Genomic DNA, 17231 nt, shown 5'->3' with positions numbered 1-17231 from the left:
GCATGACGCGAATCGACAAGAACCCCCACGGCGGAGGCGCCGCCGTCACCGTCCGGGGGCTGGTGAAGCACTTCGGGGAGACCAAGGCGCTGGACGGCGTCGACCTGGACGTGCGGGAGGGCACCGTGATGGGGGTGCTCGGGCCGAACGGCGCCGGGAAGACCACCCTCGTGCGCATCCTGTCCACGCTCACCGCCCCCGACGCCGGACACGCCGTCGTCGCCGGCTACGACGTCGTACGGCAGCCGCGGCAGCTGCGCCGGGTGATCGGACTGACCGGGCAGTACGCCTCCGTGGACGAGAAGCTCCCCGGCTGGGAGAACCTCTACCTGATCGGCCGCCTGCTCGACCTGTCCCGCAAGGACGCCCGCGCCCGCGCCGACGAACTCCTGGAGCGGTTCTCGCTCACCGAGGCGGCCAAGCGGCCGGCGGGCACGTACTCCGGCGGTATGCGCCGCCGGCTGGACCTGGCGGCCTCGATGATCGGCCGGCCGGCCGTCCTCTACCTGGACGAGCCGACCACCGGGCTCGACCCGCGCACCCGCAACGAGGTGTGGAGCGAGGTCAAGACCATGGTCGGGGACGGTGTCACCGTCCTGCTGACCACCCAGTACATGGAGGAGGCCGAGCAGCTCGCCACCGAGCTGACGGTCGTCGACCGCGGCAAGGTCATCGCGGGCGGCGCCATCGACGAGCTCAAGGCCCGGGTGGGCGGACGCACCCTGCGCGTGCGGCCGCTCGATCCGCTGGAGCTGCGCCCGCTCGCCGGGATGCTCGACGAGCTGGGCATCACCGGGCTCGCCACGACGACCGTGGACACCGAGAGCGGCGATCTGCTCGTGCCGATCCTGAGCGACGAGCAGCTGACCGCCGTGGTCGGCGCGGTCACCGCACGCGGGATCACGCTCTCCTCCATCAGCACCGAACTGCCCAGCCTGGACGAGGTGTTCCTGTCGCTGACCGGCCACCGCGCCAGCGCCCCGCAGGACGCCACGCCCGCCGAAGACCGCGAGGAGGTCGCCGTATGAGCGCCACCACTCTGCCCCCGACCGCCCTCCAGGCCGACGCGCCGATCACGCTGCGCGCCCATCTGCGCCACACCGGCGCGCTGATCCGCCGCAACCTGCTGTGGATCCGCCAGGACCCGGAGTCGATGTTCGACGCGATCCTGTTCCCGGTCATCTTCACGCTGCTGTTCGTCTACGTCTTCGGCGGCTCCATCGGGCAGTCGCTCGGCGGCGGGCAGGAGGCGTACGTGCAGTACGTCGTGCCCGGCCTGATGGCCATGATGGGCATGAACATGGCCCAGGGCGTGGGCACCGGCTTCAACACCGACTTCAACTCCGGTGTCATGGACCGGTTCCGGTCCCTGCCGATCGGGCGCGGCTCGGTGCTGTTCGCCAAGATAGCGGTCGAGGTGATGCGGATGCTGATCGCGACCGCGGTCCTCATGGTCGTCGGTGTCCTGGTCGGCTTCCACATCACCAACTGGCCCGGCCTGTTCGCCTCCGTGGGCCTGTCGGCGATCTTCGGTTCGGCCCTGATGTGGGTGTTCCTCACCCTCGGCGTGATCATGAAGAGCGCGCAGTCCGTGCAGGCGATGGGCTTCCTGGTGCTGATGCCGCTCCAGTTCGGCTCGTCGATCTTCGCGCCGACCAAGTCGATGCCGGGCTGGCTCCAGAACTTCACCGAGTACAACCCGCTGTCCTCCCTGGCGGACGCGGCACGCGGGCTGATGGTGGGCGGTCCGGTCGCGCACGGCCTGTGGGTGACGCTCGGCTGGTCGCTGGCGCTCACTGTGGTGATGGCGCCGATCGCCATCCACAAGTTCCGCACCAAGAGCTGACGCCCGTCGGAGCAGCTCTCGGGCGGCAGGACGCGCGTACGCGCCGCGGCAGGGCGGCGGCCACTCCCCCGGGAACGGCCGCCGCCCTGCCGCGCCCCGCGCCCGCGGGCCCCGCCACCCGGGTGCGCGTCGTGCCGCGGCCCTCAGACCAGGGCCGCGGCCTCCTCGTAGGAGAGGTTCCCGCCCGCCGCGTACGCGGCCTCGTACTCCTCGTCGCCGAGCGCGGCCCGCACGGAGCGCTCCGCCAGGTCCTGCACCGCACGCTCCATGACCCCGGCGACATGGCCGGGGGGCAGCAGCCAGGCGGCGGTGCCCAGGCAGCGGGCCGCGTCCCGGGCGCGGGCGCCGCCGTCGACCTGGGCGAGGGAGACCGCCGCGACCGACAGATAGATGGAGCGCATGTGGGGGGCGATGTTCTGCGCGAGCCGGTCGCCGGCCTTCTCCAGTGCCTGCCGGACGGTGGCCAGGGACTCCTCGTGGCGGCCGTCGACCGCGTCCAGCCAGGCCTCCGAGCCCAGGATGAACGCGTCGAAGACCACGAAGTGGGCCAGCCCGAACTCCTCGCGCAGCAGCCCGATGTGCTCGCGCGCCTCGACCGTACGGCCTTTCACGCTGAGCCAGCCGGACAGGAAGAGCCGGGCGAAGGGTCTCGCCTCGTTGGACGGGTTCTCCCCCAGGCCGATCACCTCGCGCAGCAGGCGCTCGCCCTCCTCCTCCTGCCCCGCCTCCAGCAGCGCGGCGCCGAGCCGGGCGGTGAGGATCGCCACCTGGGCGCGGGCGCCGAGCCGGTCGGAGTGTTCGATGGCCGCCTCGTAGTCGGCGGCGGCCGCCAGGTAGGCGCCCTTGCGCTCGTGCGCCTCGGCACGGGCCGAGAGCGCCTCGGCGGTGCCCCAGGCGTCCCCGAGCCGCTGGAAGATCTCCAGCGCCTCGTCGGCGTCGTGGGCCGCGTCGCCCGCCCAGTCGGTGCGGTTGGCCAGCAGGTTGGCACGCATCTGGAGGCTGCCCGCGAGCTCCCATTCGAAGTCCGGCGTCTCGCGGCAGGTCCGCACGGCGGCGTCGATGATGACCCGGATGCGGTCCATGTCGCCGGTGAGCATCACGGCGAAGAACCAGAGCATCCCGGGCGCGCGGCAGATCTGCGGCATGCCCGGCTCGTACGTCTGGGCCACCACGCGCAGCTTGGCCTGGGCCTGCGGGTGCTGCCAGGCCTCCATCTCGGTGTCCATGCAGGCCAGATGGGAGAGGTGCAGGCCGCGGCGGGCCTCCGCGAGGACCTCGCCGGTCATCGGCGGCGGCGCGTCCGTGCAGCGCTGCCACACCGCTGCGGCCGGCTGGACGGGCTCGGTGAACGGGTCGGGGCCGAGGGTCATGACCTCGGCGCACCAGTTGCGGGCCTCGATGCGCAGATCACGCATCTGCCAGTACCAGACGAGCGACAGGACCAGGCACAGTGCCTCCTGCTCGTCGCGGGCGGCCACGGCGTGGCGCAGCGCGGTGCGCAGGTTCTCGTACTCCGTCTGGAAGCGTTCGATGGCGGCGCGCTGGCCCGGGCCGCGCAGCAACGGGTCGGTGGTGCGGGCGAGTTCGCGGTAGTACGTCAGGTGGGCGCGCTCCGCCTCGCCGCGCCGGCCCGCCTCGTCGAGGCGTTCGCCCGCGTACTCGGCGACGGTCTCCAGCAGGCGGTAACGCATCCCGGCGTCCGGGCCCTGGCCCGGTTCGACGCCCTGCGCTGCGCCCACACCTGCGCCCTGATCCGTACCTCGGTCCGCGCCGTGGTCCGTGCCGCGGTCCGTGCCGCGGTCCGGTGGGGCGGTCGAAGGCGCGGCCACCACCAGGGACTTGTCGACGAGCGAGCCGAGTGCCTCCAGCGCGGCCGGACCGCACACGGCCTCGGCGGCGGCGAGGTCGCAACCGCCCGCGAAGACCGAGAGGCGCCGCAGGACGTCCCGTTCGTCCTCGTCGAGCAGATCCCAGGACCAGTCGACGACCGCGCGCAGGGTCTGCTGGCGGGGGCGGACGGTACGGCTGCCGGAGGTGAGCAGCCGGAAGCGGTCGTCGAGCCGGTCCGCGATCTGGCGGGGCGTCAACATCCGCAGCCGGGCGGCCGCGAGTTCGATGGCCAGGGGCAGTCCGTCGAGCCGCCGGCAGATCTCGGCGCAGGCCTCGACGTCGTCCGCGATCCGGAAGCCGGGCCGGGCGGCCGCGCCGCGCTCGGCGAGCAGCCGCAGGGCGACCGGCTCGGGCAGCGGCTCCACCGGGCGCAGCAGCTCCCCGGGCACACCGAGGGGCTCACGGCTGGTGGCGAGCACCGTCAACTCCGGGCAGCGCTCCAGCAGTTCCTCGACGAGCCGGGCGGCCGCCTCGACGACGTGCTCGCAGTTGTCGAGGACGATCAGCATGCGCCGCCGGGCGCAGTACTCGACCAGCCGCTCCACGGGAGCGTCGAACCGGTCGGCGGCCGCCGCCCGTATGCCCTCGGCACCGGCGCCGTGCAGCACGGTCTCACGGGCGCCGATGGCGGTGAGCACGGCCTCCGGGACGTCGGACGGGTCGTCGACGGGGGCGAGTTCGGCCAGCCACACCCCGTCCCGGGCCACGTCCCGCACGCCCTCCGCGGACTCCTGGGACAGCCGGGTCTTCCCGGCGCCGCCCGGCCCGAGCAGTGTGACGAGCCGGGCCCCGGCGAGGTCGCCCCGGATGGCATCGATGTCGGCCTCCCGGCCGACGAAGGAGGTGAGACGGGCCCGGAGGTTGCCCGGCCGCCGGCTGTCGCGGGAGACGTCGGCCACGGCGGGCGGGCGCCCGCCGGGCGCCCGCCGCGCGGGCCCGGCCGCCTCCTCGGGCGGGTTGAGCAACTCCGTGTGCAGCGCCCGCAGTTCCGGACCCGGATCGGAACCGAGACGGTCCGCGAGCAGCTGTCGTACGTCCTCGTAGGCGGCCAGTGCCTCGGCGGTGCGGCCCACGTCGCGCAGGGCGCGCAGCCGCAGCGTCTGGAGGGGTTCGTCGAGGGGATGGGCCTCGCACAGGGCGGTCAGTTCGGGCAGGGACTGCTCGGCCTGGCCGAGGGCGAGCGCGGCGGTGTGGCGGGCGCGCAGCGCGTCCAGGCGCCGGGTCTCGCAGCGGGCGGCCCGCGCGGTGCGGTCGGGCAGGTCGGCGAGGGCGGGTCCGTACCACAGGGAGAGGGCGTCGTCGAGGACGCCGGCCGCCTTCGCGGGGTCGCCGTCGACCAGGGCGCGCAGGCCGTCGGCGGTCAGCCGCTCGAACCGGTGCAGGTCGACGTCGTCGGACGCGGCGGTGAGCCGGTAGCCGCCCTCGACGGAGGCCACCGCGTCCGCGCCGAGCGCCCGGCGCAGCCGGCCGACCAGCGCCTGGAGCGCGCCCGGCGCGTCGGCGGGCGGGTCACCGTCCCACACCTCGTCGACCAGCAGGCTCGCGGGGACGGTACGGCCGGGCCGCAGGGCCAGCACGGTGACCAGGGCGCGCAGCCGCGCCCCGCCGACCGCGACGGACGTGCCGTCGGGGCGGAGTGCCTGGGTGGTGCCGAGGATGCGATAGCGCACGGGGTCCATTGTCTCCGGTGGCGTCGGGGCAGGTCACGGGGTTCGGTCGGCGGGGCGTGCCCCGAGGGGTCGCGGGAAGGGCGCCCGTGCCCCGGTGGCCGTCTCCCCGCTCACCTCTGGCCGGCCGTCCCTCCGTCGTCTCACGACGGCCCGCTCCCGGAAACCGTACTCAGCCCCTCCAGCAGCGTACGCAGCGCCTCCGGCGTCAGTCCCGCGGTCTCGGCGCCCGGCGCGGCCCCGGTGTGCGGGATGCCCCGCGCCTCGCGCACCGCGCGGGACAGCCGTGAGTCGGTGCCCGGCACCTCCAGCGTCACCAGGGCCCCCTCCTCGTACCGACGGTGGCCCCGGCCGTCCTCCCCCGTGCGTACCTCACCGTCGTCGAACCACTTCGGGCAGCGTTCCACCGGCCGCAGCCGCCGCCGTCCGGGCACCGGCTCCCACGGACGGGAGCCGGGCGCGGTCTCGGCGTAGTCCCGGCTCACCACCTGGACGGCCCGTACCCGGCCGGTGACCTCGGGCCACCGGGCGCCGTGCCGCTCCACGCCCAGCAGCCCGGCCGCACGGACCCGGTCCCCGGTCCGCATCTCCGCCGGTGGTCGTCGGAGCGTCTGCGCCAGCGCCACGAGCAGGCCCGTGTCCTCCCGCAGGAGCTGCACCGAGCCCTCGTAACCGTCGTCGTCCTCGTCGGTGTCGCCACCGTCGTCGGTGCCGGTGCCGGTGTCGCCACCGTCGCCGTCATCGGCGTCGGCGTCGGCGTCGGCGTCGGCGTCGGCGTCGGCACGGTCGTCCGGGTCGCCGTCGTCGCGGCCGGTCTCGTCGGCATCGGTGTCCCGGAGTTCCTCCACCGGTCCGGTGACCTCGGTGAGCAGGCCGGGCCCGCCGCCGTCGGCCAGGTCGTCGGCGCGCTCCAGGAGCAGCTGCCAGCTCACCTCGTCGCCGACCGCGAACGGGGTGCCGCAGCATTCCATCTGCCAACCCGGGTAGAACACGTGCCAGAGTCCCATGGCCCCACCTTCCCGGGAACGGCGACCGGACGCGAGACGTTTTCCCCGTGTTCCCCTCGCGCCCGGTACGGTCGGGCTGCCCAGCACTCGCGCACCACCCGGACGCAGCACAGGAGCCCGACTGATGACCGCCACCACCACCCGTCACAGCGACCGGCGGGTCAGCCCCGTCTTCGTCGGGATCCTGGCCGTCACCGCGGTCACCGGCTGGGCGACCTGGACCGGCTTCGCCGAGCAGCCGGGCGTGGCCGTGTTCCTGTTCGTGACGGCCGCGTGGATCGTCTCGCTGTGCCTGCACGAGTACGCGCACGCACGCACCGCCCTGCACAGCGGCGACATCACCGTGGGGTCGAAGGGATATCTGACCCTCAACCCGCTCAAGTACACCCACGCGCTGCTCAGCATCGTGCTGCCGGTGCTGTTCGTGATCATGGGCGGGATCGGACTCCCCGGCGGCGCCGTCTTCATCGAGCGCGGGCGCATCCGGGGCCGCTGGCGGCACAGCCTGATCTCCGCCGCGGGACCGCTGACGAACGTGCTGTTCGCGGCCGTGTGCACGGCCCCGTTCTGGCTGGGCGCGCTGGACGGCGTGCCGAGCGGCTTCCGCTACGCGCTGGCCTTCCTCGCCCTGCTCCAGGTCACGGCCGCGCTGCTGAACTTCCTGCCGGTGCCCGGCCTGGACGGCTACGGCGTCATCGAGCCCTGGCTGTCGTACAGCATCAAGCGCCAGGTGGAGCCGTTCGCTCCGTTCGGGCTGCTGTTCGTGTTCGCGCTGCTGTGGCTCCCGTCCGTCAACCACGCCTTCTTCGACGTGATCGACACGATCCTGCGCGGCCTCGGGATCAGCGGCAACGACACGTACTGCGGCCAGGCGCTCTACCGCTTCTGGCAGGGCACGAACGAGTTCTGCGCGGTCAGCCCGTGACGGACCGCTCCTGCGCCCGGGAGCGCTTGAAGTAGTACCAGGTCATGTTGGACGACAGCCCGGCCAGCAGCACCCAGACGACGCCCAGCCAGCTGCCCTGCACGAACGAGACGACCGCCGCGACGACGGCGAGGAGGCAGACGACGAGGCTGTAGAGGGCGAGGCGGGGCATGGGGACGGCTCCTGTCGGGGGACACTGCTGGCGCCGTCCAGTGTCCCCCATCGCGCCGGCCGCCCGGCACGGGCTCACCCGTCGAGGTGCCACCCGCGCCGCCGGGCGGCCGGCGGCACGCCTCACACGTCGGTGACGCGCAGCCCCGCGTGCGCCTTGTAGCGCCGGTTGACGGAGATCAGGTTGGCGACCAGCGACTCCACCTGGTGGGCGTTGCGCAGTCGGCCCGCGAAGACACCGCGCATCCCGGGGATGCGGCCGGCCAGCGCCTGGACGATCTCCACGTCGGCGCGCTCCTCGCCGAGGACCATGACGTCCGTGTCGATCTCGTCGATCCCCGCGTCCTGGAGCAGCACCGCGGACAGATGGTGGAAGGCGGCCGTCACCCGCGAGTCCGGCAGCAGGGCGGCGGCCTGCTGGGCGGCGCTGCCCTCCTCGGGCTTCAGCGCGTAGGCGCCCTGCTTGTCGAAGCCGAGCGGGTTGACGCAGTCGACCACGAGCTTGCCCGCGAGCTCCTCGCGCAGCGACTCCAGGGTCTTGCCGTGGCCGTCCCACGGCACGGCGACGATCACGATGTCGCTGCGCCGCGCGGTCTCGGCGTTGTCGGCGCCCTCGATCCCCAGGCCGAGTTCGTCGGCGGCGGCCTGCGCGCGTTCGGCGGCCCGCGAACCGATGATCACCTTCTGGCCGGCCCTGGCGAGCCGGTAGGCCAGGCCCTTGCCCTGCGGCCCGGTCCCGCCGAGCACACCGACGACGAGCCCGGAGACGTCGGGGAGCTCCCAGGGGTCCTTGGCGGGGGTCTTCTGTGCACTGTCGCTAGAGGTCATGCGCCGACTGTACGTGCGGGCCGGGCCGCCCATCGGGTCAGGTGAGCTCCGTCACGGGCACGCGGTGGAACGCGATGGTCTCGTAGGCGCCGAAGTCGCCCGTCTCGTAGAGCAGTCCGACCGTGTCCGCGTCGATGCGCACCAGGTCGGAGTAGGCGGCGGGCAGCCCGCTCACCGTGTGCACCGGCCGCCAGGTGACACCGCCGTCGGCCGAGGCGCGCAGTGTCATCAGGGCGCGGGCGGCGGGGTCGGCGGGGCCGGAGAAGAGCAGGACGTCGGGGTCGCGCAGGTACAGGACGCTGCCCTCGCAGACGGGGGCGGTCAGACCGGCCTGCGGACGGAAGGGTTTTTGCAGGGTGCGGCCGCCGTCCGCGGAGTGGGCGTCGGCGCGGTTGCCCGGTGACGGGGAGTCGTTGCGGGTGTTGAAGTAGACGCGTCCGTCGGGGAGTTCGGCGGCGGTGGTCTCGTTGACGTTGACATAGCCGTCGGTGTTCTCGTCGACGTAGCCGAGGTGCCAGGTCGCGCCCCGGTCGTCGCTGAGCAGACAGTGGCCGCTGTTGTACCGCGGCTCGTTGCCGAGGTCGGTGCCGGTGGGCGCCACGGTGTGGTTGGCGGCGACGACGACGCGGCCCGAGCTCAACTGGAGGGCGTGGCCAGGGGTGGTGGCGTACCAGCGCCAGCCCGGCCGCTTCACCTGCTTGGTGATCTCCGTCGGACCCGACCAGGTCACGCCGTGGTCGTCGCTGTGCTGCACCCACACCCGCCGCCCGTCGGCGTCCGCGACCCTGCCGCGCAGGATGGCGTCCTCGGTGACGGTGCCGGCGGCCCTGACGTGGACGAGCAGGATCCGGCCGGTGTCGAGGACGACCGGGGCCGGGTTCCCGGCGAGGTCCGTGCCGTTGCCCGCGACCACGGTCCGCGCGCCCCAGGTGCGGCCGCCGTCCGTGGAGCGCTTCAGGACGATGTCGATGTTGCCGTGGTCTCGCGCGGAGTCGACGCGGCCCTCGCAGAAGGCGAGCAGGGCGCCGGAGGCGGCGCGGACGACCGCCGGGATCCGGTAGCTCGCGTACCCCTCGCGGCCCGCGCGGAAGGGGACGGTGGTCTCGGTCATGGGAACTCCTCAGGCCCTGTCTCCCGTGTGCCCCCCGCGTCCCCTCTTTCCCCGGGTCGGGCGAATTCGGGGTGAACTGCGGGTCACGAGTGATGGGTTGAGGCAGTATGCGGCTGTATGGACGCCGTACGGGTCGCGCTGTTGCGTGAAGTGCTCGCCGGGACCGAGTGGCTGGGCGCCACCCGGCGGTTCGCGGGGGCGCTGCGCGGCTCGGTGGTGTCGCACGGGGGCGGGCTGCTGCTGCTGGGGACGCCCGGGTACGAGCCCTGGCATCTGGCGGCGCATCTGGTGGACGAGGCCGCGTGGTCGGGGACGCCGGAGCTGACCCCCACGCTCGTACGGCACGACGCGCGCCCCTCGGACCCGGCGCACCTGGCCGCCGGTCTCGGCCGGATCGAGGCGGCGCGGCGCGGCGAGACCCTGCTGGTGGTGGCGCCCGAGGGTCCGGGCGACCCGCTCCTGGAGCGGGTGCACGACGCCCGCCGGGCCGGGGCGACGGTCCTTACCCTCGGCTGCGGGGACCGCGACCTGGTGTCCATGGCCCATGAGTCGCTCGCCGTGCCGGACGGCACCGATCTGGACCTGGACACCGTGCAGCACCTGGTCAGCGCCGGGGCCGGGGAGAACGCGCTGCCGGCCCCCCGGGGCCGCCGGCGGCTGCGGGACCGGCTGTCCGGCCTGGCCGACCGGCTGACGGCACCGCCCCCGGCCCCCTGGTGAGGACCGCGGGGACCGGGGGCGGGGGGCTCGACGGCCGAAGACGCCCGAGGGCGCGGTCAGTCCTCGTCCGGGTTGCCGCCCTGCGGGGCGTCGTGCCAGCGGGGGTCGGTCTCCCACTGGAGGTTGCGTTCCCGGGCGGTGTCCATCGCGTGCTGGGCCTCTTCGCGGCTGGTGTACGGGCCGAAGCGGTTCTTGCCCGGACAGTCCGGCCCCTCCTCCACCTTCTTGTGCTCCAGGCAGTAGTACCACTCGCCCGGCTTGCCGACGGTGCGCTTCTTGAACAGGGCCATGACCAGCTCCTCTCGCCATCGACATGTTCCCCCATCCCCGCTGGTTAGACTCGCTGGCATGTCTGGCCAGTCGCTGCTCGTACCAGGTGAGCTCTCTCCCGCCCGTTCCGTACCCGGAAACATCCGCCGCCCCGAGTACGTCGGACGGCCCGCGCCGACGCCGTACACCGGACCGGAGGTGCAGACGCCCGAGACGATCGAGGCGATGCGCCGCGCCGGCCGGATCGCCGCGCAGGCGATGGCCGAGGCCGCGAAGATCATCGCGCCGGGTGTGACGACGGACGAACTCGACAAGGTGGCGCACGACTACATGTGCGACCACGGCGCCTACCCGTCCACGCTCGGCTACCGCGGCTTCCCCAAGTCCCTGTGCACCAGTGTCAACGAGGTCATCTGCCACGGCATCCCCGACTCGACGGTGCTGCGCGACGGCGACATCGTGAACCTCGACGTGACGGCGTACATCGGCGGGGTGCACGGCGACAACAACGCCACGTACCTGGTCGGCGAGGTGGACGAGGAGTCGCGGCTGCTGGTGGAGCGGACCCGGGAGTCCCTCGACCGCGCGATCAAGGCGGTCCGGCCCGGCCGGCAGATCAACATCATCGGCCGGGTGATCGAGTCGTACGCCAAGCGGTTCGGGTACGGCGTGGTCCGGGACTTCACCGGGCACGGGATCAACTCGTCGTTCCACTCCGGGCTGATCATCCCGCACTACGACAGCCCGCACGCGACGACGGTGATCCAGCCGGGGATGACCTTCACGATCGAGCCGATGCTGACGCTCGGCACCCACGAGTACGACATGTGGGACGACGGCTGGACGGTCGTCACCAAGGACCGGCGGCGGACGGCCCAGTTCGAGCACACGCTCGTGGTCACCGACACCGGCGCGGAGATCCTCACCCTGCCGTAGCACCGCCCGACCCGCCTCAGGCCCGCTCTCCCCGGAGAGCGGGCCTTTCCCGTGATCGGGTCCTGGATCCGGGGTAGGGTTTTTACCGACAGCCCGTCGGTAAAAGTGTTGACTTAGGTAAGGCTTACCTTAGATGATGCGCTTCATGAACTCCTTCTCGACAGTCATCCGCACCGCGTCGCACGAGCAGCACACGGAGGCCGAGACCTCGACGTTCATGAGCGATCTGCTCGGCGGCCGGCTGGGGGTGGACGCGTACGCGCGCTACACCGAGCAACTGTGGTTCGTCTACGAGGCGCTGGAAGCCGGATCCGGGCGGCTGGCCGGGGACCCGGTGGCCGGGCCGTTCGTCCGGCCGGAGCTGTTCCGGCTGGCCGCCCTGGAGCGGGACCTGGCGCATCTGCGCGGCGCCGACTGGCGGGCGGGCCTGTCCGCGCTGCCCGCGACCCGGGCGTACGCGGACCGGGTGCGCGAGTGCGCGGAGCAGTGGCCCGGCGGGTACGTCGCGCACCACTACACCCGCTATCTCGGCGACCTCTCCGGCGGCCAGATCATCCGCGACCGGGCGGAACGGACCTGGGGCTTCGAGCGCAAGGGTGACGGGGTCCGCTTCTACGTCTTCGAGGAGATCGCCAACCCGGCCGCGTTCAAGCGCGGCTACCGCGAGCTGCTGGACACGGTCCGGGCCGACGATCTGGAGCGGCAGCGGATCGTGGCGGAGTGCAGGCGGGCGTTCGCGCTGAACACGGCGGTGTTCCACGCGCTGGCCGAGGAGTTCCCGCTCAGCGCGTGAGCACACGACGTGGGGCCGCGGCCGGGATCAACGCTCCAGGAGGACCCGGCCGCCGATCTCCACCCATCCGTACGGCTGGGGCGCGGTCAGGATCTGGGAGCCCGCGCCCTGTGTGATGTTGAGTGCCCGGCCGAGCTGCTCGGTCAGCAGGATCGCCGCCGCGCCCGTCGCCTCGTCCTCGTCGATGCCGTCGTCACGGCCGGGGAAGGCACGGGCGCGCACCCGTCCGGCGGCCTCGTCCTCCCAGGCCCAGGCGTAGATCCACTCACCGGGCGGCGGGACGGTGAGGGCGTCGACCTCGGCGGCGGTGGCGTACTGGCGCAGAGTGCGCGGCGGGACCCATTCGGCCCGCGCCTCGATCCAGCTGAACTCGCCGTCCTGCCGCGCCCCGACCACTCCGGCCGGTGTGACCAGTTCGGGCACGTCCACGAGCCAGGCCGCGCCGACGCAGGGGTGTCCGGCGAACGGCAGCCGCAAGGTGGGGGTGTAGATGTCGATGACACCGCGCTCGGGGTCGTCCACGAACACCGTCTCGCTGAAGCCCAGTTTCAGCGCCAGGGCCTGCCGGTCGTCCCGGTCCGGCAGCCGGGAGCCGTCGCGGACGACACCCAGCTCGTTGCCGTACCCGCCGTTCGCCGCGCAGAACACGCGCAGCACGTCGTAATCAGTCACCGGGGAATTGAAGCACCGACCGGGACGCGACGTCGTCCCAGGTGACCGGGGTGCGGCCGGGGGCGGACCCCGGCGGCCCGACCCGGCCGGACCCGGTCCGCCCCCGGTCCGCCCCCGGTCGGACGGTCTACGCCTCCGTACGGCGCCTGCGGACGACGTACACCGTGCCCGCACCCGCCGCCACGGCCGCGGCGCCCGCCGCGCCCAGGGCGCCGACGGGGACGTCCGCGCCGGTCGCGGCCATGCTGCCGCCGGTCGTACCGGCGGACGTGCCGCCGGTGACGGAGCCGGTGGTGCCGCCCGTCGTGTCACCGGTACCGCCCGTGCCGCCGGAGCCGCCCGTGTCACCCGTGCCGCCGGAGTCCCCGGACGGGAGTTCGGCGTCGTCGGTCAGGGCCACCGACAGGTCGACCGGGTCGAGTGCGGTGCCCTGGGTGTAGAAGCCGCCGAAGGCCTTCGCGCCGGCCGCGGTCAGCTTCGCGGTGACGTCGTCGAGGGTGAGGACGTCGTTCTTCGGGGTCAGGTCGGCGGAGGCAGCCGTCAGGTCGGCCAGGACCACGTCCCGCGAGGTCTCGCCCAGGCTCGTCACATCGGCGGTCAGTTCGCCCTTGCCGCCGTCCACGGTGGCCTTCAGGCCGGCGAGGGTGAGGTCGAGGCCGTAGGTGCCGCCGTCCTCGTGGCCCTTGAAGTTCACCGCGCCCTCGAAGGCGACGGAGAGGGTGCCGGCCTCGGTGTCGTAGGTCCCGGTGGCGTCGGGGAAGGTGAACACGCCGTTGCCCGCGGCCTGGGCGGCACCACCGGACGCGGTGACCGTGCCCTTGGCGACGGGGCCCACGACGTACGTACGGAACGACTCCTTCACACCCCACACGAGCGTGCCGTCGGCTATGTCGCCCCGCGGCGCGGACTCCGTGGCGGAGGCCGAGGGCGACGAACCGGCGCCGGGGGACGCGGACGCCGACGTGCTCGCGGACGCGGAGGCCGACCCGGTCGCGGAGGCCGGCGGGGAGACCGGGGCCGGCTCCGTCGCGGACGTCGACGGGGACGGCGAGGCCGACCCGGGGACCGAGGGGCTCGGCGACTGCGTCGTCTGCTGCTGCGCCACCGTCAGCGGGTCGCCGGCCGTGTGCGCGTAGGAGGCGCTGCCGAGGAACGCGCCGGCCTCGGTGGTGAGCGTGGTGCCCAGGTCGGTCATCGCCGGGCCGGTCGGCGCGGCGACCTCGGCGAGCGGCACGTCCTGCTGCTTGGCTCCGTCGTCCGCGACCAGGTCGGCGGTCAGGACGCCCGCGCCGCTGTCGTAGCGGAGGTCTGACAGCACCCTCGTGAAGCCGTGCGCCGTGGACCGGACGGTCAGGGTGCCCTGGAAGGCCAGGCGCACGGAGTGGGTGGTGGTGTCGTAGGTGCCCTGGCCGTCGGTGAAGGTGAAGACGCCGTTGTCCGCGGCCTGCGTGGCGCCGTCGGACGCGGTGAACGTCCCCTGTGCCCAGGGCCCGGTCACGTAGGAGCGGTACGACTCCTTGATGCCCCAGGTCAACCGGTAGCCGGTGAGCGGCACTTCGGCCGCGGAGGCGGCGGGGGCGAGGGCGAGCGCGGCGGCGCCCAGGGTGGTGGCCGTGGCCACCGCGGCGGCGAGGGCGAGCGGTCGTCTGCGGGGACGGATGCTGGCGGGCATGGCGGGATCTCTCCTCGGTGCGGGGATACGGGGAAACAGGGGCCGGGGGCCGGTCAGGACCGGTCCTCGGCCGGGGTGTCGGCCGGGGCGTCGGCCGGGGCGTCGGTGACGGCCTCGGCCGGGGTGTCGGCGGTCGTCGTGCGAGGGCGACGGGTGCGGCGGCGGGCCGTCGTGAACAGAGCGGCCGCCAGCAGCAGGGCGCCCGACGTGAGGGCGACGGCCAGGGCCGTGCCGCCGTGGCCACCGGCGGTGGCGCTCACGACGGGCTCCACCGAGGCCTTCGGTGCGCCCGTCGGCACCGGCGTGGGCACGGCGGGCGCGGTGTCGCCGAGGTCGGGCAGCGCGGGCAGTTCGGCCTCGCCGGTGAGGGTGACGGCCAGCGACACCGGGTCCATCGCGGTGCCCGCCGGGTACATCCCGCCGAAGGCCTTCGCACCGTCGGCGGTGAGCGTCGCGGGCGCCTCGGTGAGCGCGACCAGACCGTGGTCGTCCTTCAGTCCCTGCGCGGCGAAGGTGACGAGCGGGACCCTCTTGCGGGTGAGGCCGATGCCCGCGACATCGGCGTACAGGGTGCCGACACCGTGGCCGACGACGGCCCGCAGTCCGCTCAGTTCCAGGTCGAGGCCGTGGTCGCCGGTGAAGCGCACCGCCCCGGCGAACCGGGCCGTCAGCGCGCCCTCGCGGTACGTGCCCTCGCCCGCGGGGAAGCGGAAGAGCGCGCCACCGTCCCGGGCACCACCGGACAGGGTCCACCGCCCGTTCGCGATGCCTCCGGTGACGTACTCCCGGTAGGTGCGCCGTACGCCCCAGTCGACCGCGCCGTCCTCGATCGCGCCGCCCGCGCGCTCCTTCGTCACGGCCGCCTTCGTGCGCGAGGGCGTGGGAGTGGGCGTGCGCGGCTGCGAGGTCTGCTTCGCGGGCCGTACGTCCACCGCCAGGCTCACCGGGTCGAGGGCCGTCCCGGCGGTGTAGTACCCGGCGAAGGACCTGGCGCCCTGCGAGGTCAGCGTGGCGGGCACCCCGGCGAGGGCGACCGACGTACCGGCGCCCCGCATGTCGATGCCGCCCAGGGCGAGGGAGGCGAAGGGCACCTGCGAGGACGTCGTGACCGTCCCGGTGCCCTTCGCCTTGCTGGTGACGTCCAGGTAGAGCGTGCCGGTGGAGCCGCTGACGCGGACGCTGGGCCGGCTGAGGGTGAGGTCCAACTGGTAAGTGCCGTCCGCCGCCTTGTGGCCGACGAAGTGGACCCCGCCGGCGAAGGAGGCGCGGAAGGCGCCGGTGGCGCCGTCGTAGGCGCCCGTCGCCGAGTGGAAGCGGAAGCCGCTCGCACCCACGGTGGCCGCGCCGCCGGTCAGGGAGTAACCGCCGTTGGCGACGGGCCCGGTGACATAGCTCTGGAACGAGGACTTGACACCCCAGTCGAGCCGGCCGCCCTGGACGGTGCGGCTCGCGGCCCGGGCGTCGGCGGCCGGGAGCAGGGCCCCGAGTACGGCCGCGCACACCACGACGAGCAGGGCACGAAGACGTGCGGGCATGGCAGGTCCTCCGGACACGGTGAGGGAGCGGTGACGGTGGCGAACATAGGTAAGGCTAACCTAAGCTTCATTCGCTCCACGCCGACTGACGACCCGAGAGAAACGGACGGACCGTGCGACGCTTGCGCACGCAACTGGCGGCGGCACTGGTCTCGGTGCTCGCCCTCACCCTCACCGCTGCCGGCTGTACGACCGCCTCCCCCGGGTCCGCGGCACGGCCGGCCTCGGCGACCGGACAGGCCGACCGCGTCGAGCCGTTGACGGACACCCCGCAGCCCCGGCTGCCGGTCACCGTCTCCTCCGCCGACGGCCGGAAGGTGACCGTCGCCGCGGCCCGGCGCATCGTCGCGCTGTCCGGCAGCCTCAGCGAGATCGTGTTCACGCTCGGGCTCGGCGACCGCGTCGTCGCCCGCGACATCACGGCCACCTTCGAACAGGCCGCGAAACTGCCGGTGGTGACCCGCAATCACGACGTCTCGGCCGAGAGCGTGCTCGCGCTGCGCCCCGATCTGGTCCTCGCCGAGACGACGACCGGCCCCCGGGAGGCGATGGACCAGCTCCGGGCCGCGGGGGTGCCCGTCCTGGTGGTCGGCCCGGCCCTGGGCCTGGCCGACGTGGGCCCGCGCATCCGGGCCGTGGCCGACGCCCTCGGCGTACCGGCCGCCGGGACGGAGCTGGCCCGGCGCTCGCAGCAGCGGATCGCCGCCGTGCGCAAGGAGATTCCGCGGCACACCGGGAAGCCGCGGGTCGCCTTCCTCTATCTGCGCGGCTCGGCCTCCGTGTACCTCATCGGCGGCGCGCGTTCGGGCGCGGTCTCGCTCCTGGAGGCGGCCGGGGCCGTCGACGCGGGCGCGCGGTCCGGGCTGGACAAGGACTTCACCGCCATCACCACCGAGGCCCTGGCCCAGGCGGCGCCGGACGCGATCCTCGTCATGACCAAGGGACTCGAATCGGTCGGCGGGATCGAGGGGCTGGTGAGGATCCCCGGCGTCGCCCAGACGCCGGCCGGAGCCGACCGGCGGGTCGTGTCCGTCGAGGACGGGGTGCTGCTCAACTACGGTCCGCGCACCGACCAGGTGCTGAAGTCGATCGTGACGCAGCTGTACGGGGGTGACGCGCGATGACCGCCGTCGGGAACGAGCCGGTGCGGCCCGCGGACCCGGCCCCCGCCGCCCCGGCCGGCTCCAC

16 protein-coding genes are annotated in these 17231 nt (G+C 73.8%); 7 read left to right on the top strand and 9 right to left on the bottom strand.

The window, feature by feature from the left end:
* Positions 1-2: 2 nt before the first annotated feature.
* Both FNH09_RS05905 and FNH09_RS05900 read left to right on the top strand, forming a co-directional pair.
* A complete protein-coding gene (locus FNH09_RS05905; protein ID WP_152885676.1) occupies positions 3-1028 on the top strand; it encodes an ATP-binding cassette domain-containing protein in 1026 nt (341 codons plus the stop codon).
* Positions 1025-1846 (top strand): ABC transporter permease, encoded by an 822-nt coding sequence (locus FNH09_RS05900; RefSeq protein ID WP_152885675.1) that lies wholly within the window; start codon positions 1025-1027, stop codon positions 1844-1846. Before FNH09_RS05905 ends, FNH09_RS05900 begins: the two co-directional genes overlap by 4 nt.
* Positions 1847-1989: 143 nt before the next feature.
* On the opposite strand, the gene FNH09_RS05895 is transcribed toward FNH09_RS05900, so the two are convergent.
* Positions 1990-5415 carry an AfsR/SARP family transcriptional regulator gene (locus tag FNH09_RS05895; protein WP_152885674.1) on the bottom strand — a complete coding sequence of 1142 codons (3426 nt, stop codon included), beginning with the start codon at positions 5413-5415 and terminating at the stop codon, positions 1990-1992.
* A gap of 131 nt (positions 5416-5546) precedes the next feature.
* On the bottom strand, positions 5547-6410 hold the full coding sequence (locus tag FNH09_RS46610; RefSeq protein ID WP_156110801.1) for a DUF6578 domain-containing protein: 864 nt from the start codon (positions 6408-6410) through the stop codon (positions 5547-5549).
* A gap of 124 nt (positions 6411-6534) precedes the next feature.
* Between FNH09_RS46610 and FNH09_RS05885 the strand changes: the two genes are divergently transcribed.
* Complete coding sequence (locus FNH09_RS05885) at positions 6535-7335, top strand: site-2 protease family protein (protein WP_152885673.1); 801 nt, start codon at positions 6535-6537, stop codon at positions 7333-7335.
* Here the strand turns inward: FNH09_RS05885 and FNH09_RS05880 are convergent.
* From FNH09_RS05880 to FNH09_RS05870, 3 genes are all read right to left on the bottom strand, one after another.
* Positions 7325-7558 carry a hypothetical protein gene (locus tag FNH09_RS05880; RefSeq protein WP_152885672.1) on the bottom strand — a complete coding sequence of 78 codons (234 nt, stop codon included), beginning with the start codon at positions 7556-7558 and terminating at the stop codon, positions 7325-7327. The two genes, FNH09_RS05885 and FNH09_RS05880, sit on opposite strands and share 11 nt — an antisense overlap.
* A gap of 71 nt (positions 7559-7629) precedes the next feature.
* Positions 7630-8334 carry an NADPH-dependent F420 reductase gene (gene npdG, locus FNH09_RS05875; protein ID WP_152885671.1) on the bottom strand — a complete coding sequence of 235 codons (705 nt, stop codon included), beginning with the start codon at positions 8332-8334 and terminating at the stop codon, positions 7630-7632.
* Between the two features lie 37 nt (positions 8335-8371).
* Complete coding sequence (locus tag FNH09_RS05870; protein WP_152885670.1) at positions 8372-9445, bottom strand: sialidase family protein; 1074 nt, start codon at positions 9443-9445, stop codon at positions 8372-8374.
* A gap of 117 nt (positions 9446-9562) precedes the next feature.
* On the opposite strand from FNH09_RS05870, the gene FNH09_RS05865 reads away from it, so the two are divergent.
* Entirely contained in the window at positions 9563-10165 is a 603-nt protein-coding gene (locus FNH09_RS05865) for a hypothetical protein (protein WP_152885669.1), read from the top strand.
* A gap of 56 nt (positions 10166-10221) precedes the next feature.
* Here the strand turns inward: FNH09_RS05865 and FNH09_RS05860 are convergent, their stop codons facing one another.
* Positions 10222-10455 carry a hypothetical protein gene (locus FNH09_RS05860; RefSeq protein WP_152885668.1) on the bottom strand — a complete coding sequence of 78 codons (234 nt, stop codon included), beginning with the start codon at positions 10453-10455 and terminating at the stop codon, positions 10222-10224.
* Between the two features lie 58 nt (positions 10456-10513).
* On the opposite strand from FNH09_RS05860, the gene map reads away from it, so the two are divergent.
* Together map and FNH09_RS05850 are read left to right on the top strand one after the other, a co-directional pair.
* Positions 10514-11371, top strand: coding sequence for a type I methionyl aminopeptidase (gene map, locus FNH09_RS05855; RefSeq protein WP_152885667.1), 858 nt, complete (start codon positions 10514-10516; stop codon positions 11369-11371).
* 145 nt (positions 11372-11516) lie between these two features.
* Positions 11517-12164: a biliverdin-producing heme oxygenase gene (locus FNH09_RS05850; RefSeq protein WP_152885666.1), complete on the top strand. Its 648-nt coding sequence runs from the start codon at positions 11517-11519 to the stop codon at positions 12162-12164.
* 27 nt (positions 12165-12191) lie between these two features.
* Here the strand turns inward: FNH09_RS05850 and FNH09_RS05845 are convergent, their stop codons facing one another.
* The 3 genes from FNH09_RS05845 to FNH09_RS05835 all read right to left on the bottom strand — a co-directional run bounded on the left by FNH09_RS05845 (position 12192) and on the right by FNH09_RS05835 (position 16043).
* A complete protein-coding gene (locus FNH09_RS05845) occupies positions 12192-12836 on the bottom strand; it encodes a PhzF family phenazine biosynthesis protein (RefSeq protein WP_162468172.1) in 645 nt (214 codons plus the stop codon).
* Between the two features lie 127 nt (positions 12837-12963).
* Entirely contained in the window at positions 12964-14508 is a 1545-nt protein-coding gene (locus tag FNH09_RS05840) for an HtaA domain-containing protein (protein WP_152885665.1), read from the bottom strand.
* 53 nt (positions 14509-14561) lie between these two features.
* Positions 14562-16043, bottom strand: a complete 1482-nt coding sequence (locus FNH09_RS05835; RefSeq protein WP_152885664.1) for an HtaA domain-containing protein — start codon at positions 16041-16043, stop codon at positions 14562-14564.
* Between the two features lie 113 nt (positions 16044-16156).
* Between FNH09_RS05835 and FNH09_RS05830 the strand changes: the two genes are divergently transcribed.
* Positions 16157-17167, top strand: a complete 1011-nt coding sequence (locus tag FNH09_RS05830; protein ID WP_162468171.1) for an ABC transporter substrate-binding protein — start codon at positions 16157-16159, stop codon at positions 17165-17167.
* Positions 17168-17231 lie beyond the last annotated feature (64 nt).

This window comes from Streptomyces adustus, assembly GCF_009377175.1.
In the GTDB taxonomy this organism is placed as follows: domain Bacteria; phylum Actinomycetota; class Actinomycetes; order Streptomycetales; family Streptomycetaceae; genus Streptomyces; species Streptomyces adustus.
The sequence above is the reverse complement of the archived record's forward strand: the minus strand, read 5'-3'. Positions and strand labels throughout refer to the sequence as shown.